The sequence below is a fragment of the Pseudomonas fluorescens genome, assembly GCF_902497895.1.
GTDB lineage: Bacteria > Pseudomonadota > Gammaproteobacteria > Pseudomonadales > Pseudomonadaceae > Aquipseudomonas > Aquipseudomonas fluorescens_BP.
In genome coordinates this window covers 43,541-54,864 of sequence record NZ_CABVHQ010000039.1, presented here as the reverse complement: position 1 = coordinate 54,864, position 11,324 = coordinate 43,541, and the positions used below count along the sequence as shown (strand labels likewise).

6 protein-coding genes are annotated in these 11,324 nt (G+C 62.8%); all 6 read right to left on the bottom strand.

The annotated features are described in order from the left end of the window. Window positions 1-341: 341 nt before the first annotated feature. The gene (locus F8N21_RS19370) at window positions 342-2,777 is read right to left on the bottom strand and encodes an efflux RND transporter permease subunit (protein ID WP_150643638.1); all 2,436 of its coding nucleotides are present in this window, start codon (window positions 2,775-2,777) and stop codon (window positions 342-344) included. 36 nt (window positions 2,778-2,813) lie between these two features. Continuing rightward, the gene (locus F8N21_RS19365) at window positions 2,814-3,890 is read right to left on the bottom strand and encodes a WD40/YVTN/BNR-like repeat-containing protein (RefSeq protein WP_150643637.1); all 1,077 of its coding nucleotides are present in this window, start codon (window positions 3,888-3,890) and stop codon (window positions 2,814-2,816) included. 75 nt (window positions 3,891-3,965) lie between these two features. Further along, window positions 3,966-5,327, bottom strand: a complete 1,362-nt coding sequence (locus F8N21_RS19360; RefSeq protein ID WP_150643636.1) for a DUF1329 domain-containing protein — start codon at window positions 5,325-5,327, stop codon at window positions 3,966-3,968. After that, complete coding sequence (locus F8N21_RS19355; protein WP_150643635.1) at window positions 5,324-7,198, bottom strand: DUF1302 domain-containing protein; 1,875 nt, start codon at window positions 7,196-7,198, stop codon at window positions 5,324-5,326. The genes F8N21_RS19360 and F8N21_RS19355 overlap by 4 nt, the downstream gene beginning before the upstream one ends. Window positions 7,199-7,261: 63 nt before the next feature. After that, window positions 7,262-8,422: a thiolase C-terminal domain-containing protein gene (locus tag F8N21_RS19350; RefSeq protein ID WP_150643634.1), complete on the bottom strand. Its 1,161-nt coding sequence runs from the start codon at window positions 8,420-8,422 to the stop codon at window positions 7,262-7,264. 220 nt (window positions 8,423-8,642) lie between these two features. Beyond that, complete coding sequence (locus tag F8N21_RS19345) at window positions 8,643-11,303, bottom strand: helix-turn-helix transcriptional regulator (RefSeq protein WP_150643633.1); 2,661 nt, start codon at window positions 11,301-11,303, stop codon at window positions 8,643-8,645. Window positions 11,304-11,324: the final 21 nt, after the last annotated feature.

The following is an 11,324-nucleotide window of genomic DNA, read 5'->3' as shown; positions in this document are numbered from 1 at the left end:
ACGCAGCCTCGCAAGCTCGACAGCTGCTACACGAGCCGAACGCAGCCTCGCAGGCTCGGCAGCTGCTACACGAGCCGGACGCGGCCTTCGGCAGCTGCTACGCAGGACAGTGCTGAATCTGGCGAGGGCACAAACCAGAGGCTTTCGGCGAGTTTGAGATAGCCAGGATCGCAGCCTGCGGCAGCTCCTACAGAATTTGCGCTCACCTACATTTTGTAGGAATACGCGGTCGGTGTAGGAGCTGCCGCAGGCTGCGATCTTTTGGAGGTACAGAGTATTTAACGGACGGACATCAGAGTTTGCCCCGCGCTGCATCCAGTCGCAGGGCTTTATGCTTCAGATCAGTGGGCTTTCCTGAGCAGGAAATGCGACAGCGCCGGGATCAGCACCAGTGCCCCGACCATGTTCCAGATGAACATGAAGGTCAGCAGGATGCCCATGTCGGCCTGGAACTTGATTGGCGACCAGGCCCAGGTAATGACCCCAGCCGCCAGGGTGATCCCCACCAGGGCCACCACCTTGCCGGTGAACGCTACCGAGTTCCTGTAGGCCTCGGTCAGCGACAGGCCGGCACGTTGCTGGGCCAGCTGGACGCTGAGCAGGTACAGCGCGTAGTCGACGCCGATGCCCACGCCCAGGGCGATCACCGGCAGCGTGGCAACCTTCACGCCCATGCCCAGCCAGACCATCAACGCCTCACAGAGGATCGAGGTCAGCATCAAGGGCACCACGGCCACCACCACCGCGCGCCAACTGCGGAAGGTAATGAAGCACAGCAGGATCACCGCGCCATACACATAGAACAGCATGGTGCGGTTGGCTTCGCGCACGACGATGTTGGTCGCCGCCTCGATCCCGGCGCTGCCGGCCGCGAGCATGAACTGGCGCTCTTCGGTGCTGTGTTCGCGGGCGAAGGTCTCGGCCACTCGCACCACCCGGTCGAGGGTCTCGGCCTTGTGATCCGCCAGATAGGCGACCACCGGCATCATCGAGCAGTCGTTGTTGAACAGCTCGGGATTGTTCACCGAAGCCTGCTGCGCACCGTAGTTCAGCACGTCCTGATTGCGGGCGATGGTCAGCATTTTCGGGTTGCCTTCATAGGAACCCGCGGTGATCTGCCGTACCGCATTGACCAGCGACACGGTGGTCTGCACCCCCGGCTGCTGTTGCAGCAACCAACCGAGACGATCGGCCTCGACCAGGGTTTCGTATTTCAGGCAGCCTTCGCTGGCGGTCTTGATCATCACCGCGAACTGGTCGCTGGACAGCGAGTAATTGGCGGTGATGTAGGCGTTGTCGCGGTTATAGCGCGAGTCCGCACGCAGCTCGGGCGCACCCGGGTCGAGGTCGCCGATCTTCAACTGGGTACTGACCATGAAGCCGCCCACCGCCAGCAGGCCCGCCACCAGCACCGCCCCGGTGGCCCAGCGGCGCTCGGTGAAACGGTCAAGAAACGTCCACAGACTGCCCAGGCCCTGGCCGTGCAGTTCCTGGTCTTCCTGGCGCAGGGTGCGGGCGGCCGCCTTGCGGCTCACGCCCCAGTAAGACAGCAGCACCGGCAGCAGCACCAGGTTGGTGAAGATCAGCACCGCCACGCCGATGCTGGCGGTGACCGCCAGGTCCTGGATCACCGGAATGTCGATCAGCATCAGCACCGCAAAACCCACGGCATCGGCCAGCAACGCGGTGAGGCCGGCGAGGAACAACCGGCGAAAGGTGTAGCGCGCGGCGACCAGCTGATGGGTGCCGCGCCCGACGTCCTGCATGATCCCGTTCATCTTCTGCGCGCCGTGGGACACGCCGATGGCGAACACCAGGAATGGCACGAGGATCGAGAACGGATCGAGTGCATAGCCGAACAGCGCGACCAAGCCGAGCTGCCAGGCCACCGCGATCACTGAACAGAGGATCACCAGCGTCGTGCTGCGCACGCAACGAGTGAAGAAGAAGATGATGGCGGTGGCGATCAACGCGGCAGCGCCGAAGAACATCATCACCTGCACCAGGCCGTCGAGCAGGTCGCCCACCAGCTTGGCAAAGCCGATCACCCGGATCTTGATCGGTCCCTTGCCCTCCTCGCCCTGGCCATGGGCTTTGGTGGAACCTGCGAACTCGTACTTATTGCGCAGCTGCTCTTCAAGCATGCGCGAAAAAGCGTGGTAATCGATGGCCTCGCCGGTGACCGGGTCTTTCTCCAGCAACGGCACGAAGATCATGCTCGACTTGAAGTTGTTGCCGATCAGGCTGCCAACGATGCCCGAACGGGCTATGTTCTGCCGCAGTTGCTCGACGCCCTTGGCCGAGCCGTCATAGGCATCCGGCATCACCGGTCCACCGCGAAAGCCCTCCTCGGTGACCTCGGTCCAGCGCACCGCCGGGGTCCACAGCGACTTCATCCAGGCCCGGTCCACGCCCGGGGTAATGAACAGTGTGTCGTTGACCTGTTTGAGCACCTCGAGGTACTGCGGGTCGTAGATATCGCCTTCACTGTTCTCCACCACCACCCGCACCGCATTGCCCAGCCCACGCAGGGACTGTCGATTTTCCAGGTAGTTCTGGATGAATGGCTGGCTCTGCGGCAGCATCTTCTCGAAGCTGGCGTTAAGCGTCAGCCGGGTGGCCGCGAAATAGCTCAGCAGGATCGTCACAGTCAGGCAGACCAGCACCACCAGCAACCGATTGTTGAAGATCAGCCGTTCCAGCAGGTTGCCGGAGCGTGCATCAAAGCCCTTGATCTCGCGGACCACCGGCATCGTATCGAGTTCGTAATTACCCATAACGTTTCTTGTCTCTTTTGTTGTACGGGAGTGGGCTTATTCGAGGGGCAGCTGGCGCAGGCCACCAGTGCCTGCGAGCACCAGCGAACCGGAACCGGCTACCAGTGCTCCGGCAACCGGTGCCAGAGCGTTTTGTGGCTGGAGCTGGAAGCTCGCGCCGTCGTCGACGCTGACCAGCACATGGCCGGCCTGGCTGAGCAGGACGATTCGTCCATCAGCGGTGACCGTACTGGCGGTGATGCTCAAAGGCAGGCCCAGTTCGACCTTGCTCCAGCTGGCACCGGCATCGATGCTGCGATACACATTGCCGCGCAGGCCAAACACCAGGACGGCGCCGGGCTTGCCGGTGATGCCGAAGAAGCTGCCGTTGTAGGGTGTCGGGGTGGCGTTGAAGCGTCCTGCGGCCGGATCGAGCTTGAGCACCAGGCCTTGTTCGCCGACGATGAACAATTCATTGCCAACCGGACGCAGTGCATACAGATTCAGCGCACTGGGGTTATCGGTACGATCGAGCCAGGGGGTCCAATGGCGACCACCGTCGTCGGTGCGGAATATCAGGTTGAACGCCCCAACGATGTAGCCAACGCGGTCGTTCTCGAACCAGACATCCAGGAAGGGTTTGTCCGCACCCTCCTCCGTCATCCGCTGAGCCTCGCTGACCCGTGCGGCCAGCGCTTCATCTTCTGGCTGATCGGCGGCCAGTCGCTGGTAATGCGCGAGCATGCTCGGCCCCACCTCACGCCCATCGAACTGGCGGCTCCAGGTCTGGCCCGCATCACTGCTGTGCAGGACCACGCCATCATGGCCGACAGCCCAGCCCTGGGAAGGACTTGGGAAATGCACGGCCACCAGGTCGGAGCTGACCGGTACCTGGGCCTGGCGCCACTGCTGACCGGCATCATCCGAATAAAAAATATGCCCGCGCTGACCGACCGCGACCAGACGTTTCCCAGCACTGGCCAGCCCCGTGAACATGCCTTGCACAGCCTTTTCACTCTGGATCGCCGGGCGGTCCAGGGTATCGGTAAAATCCGCCGCCACCACGTGTCGGGTGAACGGCAACGCCAGCGCCGCGGCCAGTGCGGCAAACGCTATCCACTTTGAGATATTCATAGCTGGTTCCCGGATAAAAAAACCACCGGGAGGCATCGACTCCCCCCGATGGAAAACTGCCACTAGAGCGATCGGTTAGCGAATACCCGCGCCGGCCAGCGACTCCGGTGCCCACTGGGCCTTGGAGAGCGGCTCGATGTACTTGATGCCGCCGTAAGGGCCATACACGCCGGTGATGTTGTAGCTACCGGTGACAAAATCGTAGAACAGGTGGTTGTCCGAGTTCGGCGCCTGTACGTCATAGCTGTAAGCCATGTGCGCGAAGGCCCCACGGTAGAGCTGACCACTGGCGTCATACTCGTCGGACGCCAGGGCGATCCAGCTGTCCTCGTCGATGTAGAAGGTGCGTTTGCTGTAGATGTGGCGCTTGCCCGGTTTCAGCTTCGCCTCGACGACCCAGACCCGGTGCAGTTCCCAACGCATCAGATCGGGATTGACGTGGTTCGGCGTGGTGATGTCGGCCGCCGTCTTGTGGTAGTTCAGCTTGTAGGTGTTGTAGGGAACGTACATCTCCTTCTTGCCCACCAGTTTGAAGTCGTAACGATCCAGCGCGCCGTTGAACACCCACCCATCATCGTAGGTGGAGCTACCGGCAGAGCCAGGGTTTGGCGTGTCATAGGCGATGTCCGGTGCCAGCTTCACGCGGCGTTGTCCCGGCAGGTATTGCCAGCCACGACGCTCCTGTTTCAGCGGGTTGACCGCATCCACCAGCAGGATCGCCTCGCCGGCGCGGCGGGCCGGGGCCTGGTAATAGAGCTTGGTCCTGAAGAAAACATCGCTTTCCTTTGCCGGCGTGGTACGGGCCGGGTCATACAGCGGGTACTCAAGGTAAGCGTTGCCGGTCGTCGCCAGGATCGCCCTGCCGGAAGAGTCGACGTTCCAGGAGTCGTACTTGGTGTTAAGCGCGTGTCCCTGATAGCGCAACAGGTGGTTCCACATGGCTTCATTGCCATCGTTGGGGATCGGGAACGGCACGCCTGGCAGCGCATTCTCCAGGGCTACGCCGCCCTCGACCGACTTGGTGCCCACGGCATTCTTGGCTGTGTTATCCAAGAGTCTTTGCGGTACGGCCACGGTGCGGTGGGTCGGGAACACGTCGATACGAAACGACGGGAAACGCTTGAGCAGTTCCTGGGTCGAGGCCGTCAGTTTGCCGCTGTACTGGGCGGCATTCTTGCCGGTAATCACCACCGCCGGCTTTTCGCCCTCGAAAGGGTCGGGGCGAAACGAGCTGCCCTTCTGGTAGCTGGCTGGCGGCGTGGTCAGCCCGCCGCTGTAGGCCGGGATGCTGCCGTCGGCGTTGCCGGCCTTCTCGGCGCCGACGCCGGTCAGGCTGGTACCGAGCTTCGCAGCCTGGTCGGGGGATACGGCCGCCTGGGCAGCACCGGTGACGGCCAGGGCAAGGGTGCTGGCCAGTAAGGTTTGGACGAATTTCATGGGGTCTCTCCTGTTATCAGGCAACGCTTCGATCCGAAGGTGGTTTTGAAGGTGGCAGTAACCATGCCGCGATCCTTGAGCTGCGGCTGAGTCCCGGCAAATGCCGTGGTCTGGCCGGGCGCGCAGTTGTACATGCCGTTGGCTCCCGGTGCGGCACCCGCTCCCTGTGTGCCCCCTGCGGGTGTAGTACCTGCGCTGTCGCAGGTGTCGAACGGACCGAAGTTGTCCACGTACTTCAGGTCGAAACGGTACTGATTGTGGACATCGAAACCGACACCCACCGAGTAGCTGCCGGAGTCTTCGTTGCCGCCCAGCTGTACCGCGGAGTTGCCCTGGAGGCCGACGTTGTAAGACATCGGCATATACATATCGACGCCGGGGAACACCTGGAACCAGGTCGGGTTGAAGTTCACGCCCAGGACGTAGTTGTCCTTGGTGACCTTATCGACCCCGCGGTACCAGTCCTCGCCCTTGAACAGCTGCTTGTTGTCGGTCACATCCAGCCAGCGGCTGTAGGCGAGTTCGACCAGCAACGAGGAGGAATCCCAGATGGGCGTATCGCCGAAGGTGGTCAGGCCGTTGAGCACCGCATGCACGGTGTTGCCGCGGGCCACAGCGTTTTCACCATCGAAGCGGCTGATAAATCCGGGCAAGCCGGCAGCGGCCGCCGCCGGGCTGACGGTTCCCGCGATACTGGCCAGAGGCATGTTCTCGCGGTAGTTCAGATCAAAACCGACGCTGACCCCGGCGATGCTCTTGGACAGGCTGATGCCGTAGATATCGATGTCGTCGACATAGAACTGGTTGTAGCTGCCGATGTTGCCGGAGATCAGTTGCGCCGGGCCCACCGCGGTCGGTTGCAGCGCCAGGTTGGGCAAGATGTCGGAGGTATTGCGGTAGTAGAAGCCCAGGGTCCCGTCGAGCCATTCCGGGCTCCACTTGGCCATCAGGCCGAAGTCGCCGCGGTCGTCCGGGGTAAAGGTGTGGCCGTTGGAAAGCCGCAGGAACTGGTTGGCACCGATCGGACCCGGCGCACCGAAGAACGGATTGAGACCACCGATCAGCGACAGGTTATGCCCGCCATTCTGGATGCCGTCGTTGAACCCCAGGTAGGTGCCGGACTCCGGCAAGCGCGAGGGATCCCAGTCGAGGAAATACTGCGCGCCCAGGGTCAGTTCCGGGTTGAGCGTCAGGCTGGTGGACAGCTGGTTGCGCGGAATGAACAGCTCTTTGGCTTCGGTGCCCGGCACCGCCAGCGCCTTGGAAATATCCAGGCCGGACTGGCCGTAGCTGTTGCCATGGGCAAAGGCCAGAATGCTTTCGCCCCAGTACTGGGTATGGCTACCGAGCTTGGCGCTGAGCAGCGACTCCTCGCCGATTTCCGTGCTGCCAAACACAAAGGCATCGAGAATTTCGGCGCTGGGACCGTTGTAATAACGCTCGGCGTAACCGCTGATGTGCCGCGAGTCAGGCACGCCGTGGTTGAGCTGGTTGGTCGCCGGATTGGCGCTGCCGACGTTGTCGTAGGCATGGTCGTACCAGCTGTTGGCACTGACGCGAAAGCCCGCCTTCTGCTTGAACACCACATCCAGTTCGGAGAGCAGATCGACACGCTGGGACACCGCACTGCCCGAAGAGAAGTTGCGGTTGCCGTCGTTGTTGTTCCAGGCGTTGGCCAGCTTGGAGTTGGCGCTTTCCACCCGCTGGGCATAGTTGAGCTTCAAGGTGTTGTCGAAACGCACCGACAGATCCTCGTTGCCGGTATCGATCTCGAGGGCCTGCACCGGAGTGATCCCCAGCCCCGCCAGAATCGCCGAAGCCAGTAGCCCTCTACGCAAGTTTGCATGGCAGATCTTATTGTTGTTGTTCATCTAACTTGCTCACCTTCTCTAGGGTTCACGAAAAGTCATGCTTGAGTCCGCAGCGTTCTCTCCTTAGGTGCGCTGCAGAATGGTTACGGATACCGAACGGCCAAGGGCCGCGCTGTGCTGGAGTGCTGTCCGGGCGCCGCTGACCTGCCTGGCCTGGGCCTCACCGCGCAGTTGCCAGACCAGCTCGCAGATCTGCGCCAGCCCTGTGGCGCCGGGGGCATGCCCACGGCCCAGCAAGCCTCCCGAGGGGCAGACGGCAACCTGTCCGCCCCATGATCGGCAGGTGTGCCGCACGAAGCTGTCGATCCGGTCTTCCTGGCAGAATCCCAATGCAGCGCTGTACACCATGAAGTCGCCGACGCTCTGGTCGTGCAGCTCGACCACTTCGATGTCCTCGGCCCCTACTCCGGCCATTTCGTAGGCCTGCTGGGCAACCCGCCGAGTCGCGGCCCGCCCCAGCACATCGAGCACACAGCCGGACTGCTCGGAGGTGGTATCGCTGCCGCGTACGCTGGCCAGCACCGCGACACCGCCGCGAGCGCCGTAACGCGCGAGGAACGCCGGAGTACAGAGCAGCACCGCCGCTGCGCCGCGGGCGGGCGGACAGAGGTAGGGGGCGAGCCAGCCATCGCGGTCTGAACAACGCTGCAGGACCGCGTAAGGATTGAGCCTGGCCTGCGCCCGAGCCTGGTTGATCACCCGCTCGAAGCTGCTTTCGTCAATGGCCATGCGGGTCAACAACCAGCTGGTCTGGGCAGCGAACAGCGCGGCCGGGTGCTGACGGCGGGCGAGAAATGCCAGTGGGTCGTTGTCCCGTGCCAGGCTGTCCCACTCAGCGTCCGGGCATTCGTCCAGGCCGAAGAAGGCCCGGTTGGAAATACTCGCCGGCATGCATTCGAAGCCCAGCGCCAGGGCGCATTCAGCCTCGCCTGAAAGCACACTGTTGCGGGCCAGCTGAAACGCGGCGCTGGGCGAAGCACAGCCGTCGCTGGTCGTAAAGACCGGAATACCTGTCAGGCCGATCTGCGCCAAAACCTGCTCTGCGCTACCGGCCTCGCCCTGTACGCAAGAGGCGAACACCTGGTCGACCAGGTCGAAGTCGATGCGCGCATCGTCCAGCGCCGAGCGGATCGCCCGGCCTGCCAGCGCAGCGACACTGTCGCGAGCGCTCAGCGGGACGAACGGGGCCATACCCACCCCCGCAATCAGCACTCTTTCACTCATAGCCCCTGCTCCTGAATAGCCGGCACACGTCGGCAAGTCTTGTTGATTGTCTTGTCGAGCATCACTACCCAGGACCGCAGAATCCGGTCAGGAGCGCTTACTCGGCTTGGGACTCAGACTATGGCGTCGCTGAACGGCAGCCACCCCCATCGTCAGGGGGGGAGTGAATTCGGGGTGGGGGGTAGTGCAAGGATTGCCTGGATCAGCTGCGGATCCGGCCTTAACCGGCCGGGTGGAGGATACCCAGCATGTAGGCGCGATCGACGACATGCCGGCGGGTGCCGGCCTGGAATTTTCCGAAGAGGTTTTTCAAGTGCCACTTCACGGTTTCTTCGCCGACATTCAGCGCCAGGGCGATCTGTTTGTTCGACAGGTTGCGTGCCAGCAGCTGCAACACTTCACGCTCTTTGGGCGTCAACAGGCTGCTGGGAGAAACGTTCGAGGTCGGTTCCGGCCGCGGAACCGGCGGTGGCTGGTGCGGGGCCGGCGTAACCGCTGGGGCATTTTCACGCTCAAGGGTTTGCGCCCACTTGAGCAGATCCGGATGGGTGTCTTGCACGACTCGCTGCAGACCGTATTCCTCGGCCAGGCTGATAGCCTCCAGAAGGCAGGGAAGTCCGTCTCCACCCAACTCCCTGAGCGCCAATGCCTTGAGCAACTTGACCTGAACGATTTCGCGGCCACGTCGCAAGCGCTCGGCTATCTCGCCAACCCTGGCCAGGACGTCCAACATTCTCGGCCAGTCGCGCTGCACCAGAGCGACATAGGCGTTCGCCAGCCCGGCCACCATGCTCAATTCCGGCCCGAGCAAACCACGCTGTTCACGGGCAACCTCGGGAGTCCCCTCATCCAGGCGACGCCACAGCGCCTGGCAGGTATCGGCCCGGCCAAGCAAAGCATTCAGGCGAATCTGCTCACCCAGGGCGACCATGCAGAAACGCGCAATGCCACGCTCCTCACCGAGGGCATGGAGTGCCTGCAGCAGGTCATAGCCTCGGTGCGTCTGGCCCTGGAGCATGGCCAGGCGTGCGGCGGTGAGAAACCCCATGACGATCGCCTCCGGCGAAGCCAACCGTTCAACCACATCCAATCGGTTGGCCAGCACCGTCGTGGCTTCCTGGATCTGGCCACGTTCGAGCAGCACCGTGGCCAGACCGCTGGCCAGCATCACCGCCACCTGACTGCGCCGACCGATGTCCTGTTCAGCCCGCAACAGGCTGTCACGTAGCGCGGTTTCTGCCGGCAACATACGCCCCTCGCTCAGGTAGCTCATGCCCACCACCCACTCGCCAAACCCACGAATCGCGTCAAGGCCCGGGCTCCAGGCGTAGTGTGGCGCTCGCTGGAAGATGCGTCGGGCTTTTTCCGGTTGCCCCTGGATCAGCATCAGCCCGGCAAACTGGTTAGCAATGATGGCTTGCAGTTTGATCGAGCCGGAAGGCGGTGCGTCCACCCAGGGGGTGATCAGCGTCTGCGACTCGTCCGGCCGGTCGGCAAAATAGGCCGCGGCGGTGGCTATCGCTGCCGCTTCGCAGCGAGTGGCTTCATCCGCGGATGGATCTTGCTGGATGCCGGCGATCAAACTGGCCGCCTCGACATGCCGCTCGCTCTGCGCCAGAGACCAGGCCGCTGCCAGACACATGCGCGGGCGCGCTTGCACTTCTTCAGGTGGGAGCTCACCGATCCACTCCAACACCCGACTGTACTGGCCACGCAGCATGATCTCGTACAGGCATTGTTCGATCATCTCGTAGGCCTGGGTGGCGCGCCCGGCCAACAGGTATTGCCGCGCCGCCTCTTCGAAGAACGACTGCGCTTCAAGCCAGCTCGCCGCCCGCTCATGAAACGCCTGCCGCTGCGCCAGGGGCAGTTCGGCAAAACGCCCGAGCAGGAACTCCCTGGCCAACGGATGGATACGTACCCAGTCGCTGTCGACGCTTTCGACGAAGATCGGCGTCGAGATGCACAGCTCATGCAGCAGTTCAGCTGCCCGCTCGTTGCCTGTCAGGGCTACGCAAAGCGAGGGATGAACCATCTCCAACAGGGCGATGAAGGTGAGAAATTCGACCTGCTCGACAGACAACCGGGCAACCAGGCTATCGACGAAATACCGCTGGATATCACCCGAGCAGGCCGATAGTTCCTCGATAGCCGCTAACAGGTTAGGGCTCTTCTCTATTGCGCAAATCGCCAGTTGCAGCCCCAGCGGCCAGCCTTCGGTGATTTCGTGCAGGCGCACGCAAAGATCCGGGTCGATACGCGCGGCAAAGCGGCTAGTGAGTATCGCCACGGTTTCTTCGACGCGAAAACGCAAGGCCGTGGCCGCTATCGTGACGTACAACCCACTTGCCAGCAGGTCGGCCACATGCAGGTTCAAGCGTCGGCGCGAGGCCATGATGATGCGCAGGTTGGCCGGAGCGTTGTGCAACAGGTAGGTCAGCGAATGACGAACAGTCGCCGCCGGCAAGCTGTCGGCTTCGTCGAGAATCAACACGGTTTCGCTGCCCAGATCGGCCACCTCCGCCAGCCAGTCCGTCAGCCCCTCCAGCTCGTCGCGACCATGACCGGGCATGCGCTCCAGAGCGAAGGACTGCCGACCACTGCCGATGGCCATGGCTGCAGCCAGCCCCTGGGCAAAGCGCACGCCATCATCATGGCTGTCCAGAGTCAACCAGCCAACCACCGCCCCACGGGACAGGAACTCCCGGCGCCATTGGGCCAGCAGGTAAGTCTTGCCGAACCCCGCCGGACCATGGACGGCAATCGCCACCTTGTCCACCAGCTCCGGGGCGTCGATGCGCAGGCGCTCGCGCAACTGCGCCATTTTCTGGCTTCGGGGTGGAGTGGTCTTGAGGACCAGCTCGGGCTCTATGCGATCCATGTCGGCGATGCCTCGACAGTA

Bases quoted from the DNA above. Each gene is read 5' to 3' on its own strand.
- F8N21_RS19350 (WP_150643634.1), bottom strand. From the start codon at position 8,422: ATGAGTGAAAGAGTGCTGATTGCGGGGGTGGGTATGGCCCCGTTCGTC.
- F8N21_RS19365 (WP_150643637.1), bottom strand. From the start codon at position 3,890: ATGAATATCTCAAAGTGGATAGCGTTTGCCGCACTGGCCGCGGCGCTG.
- F8N21_RS19355 (WP_150643635.1), bottom strand. From the start codon at position 7,198: ATGAACAACAACAATAAGATCTGCCATGCAAACTTGCGTAGAGGGCTA.
- F8N21_RS19345 (WP_150643633.1), bottom strand. From the start codon at position 11,303: ATGGATCGCATAGAGCCCGAGCTGGTCCTCAAGACCACTCCACCCCGA.
- F8N21_RS19360 (WP_150643636.1), bottom strand. From the start codon at position 5,327: ATGAAATTCGTCCAAACCTTACTGGCCAGCACCCTTGCCCTGGCCGTC.
- F8N21_RS19370 (WP_150643638.1), bottom strand. From the start codon at position 2,777: ATGGGTAATTACGAACTCGATACGATGCCGGTGGTCCGCGAGATCAAG.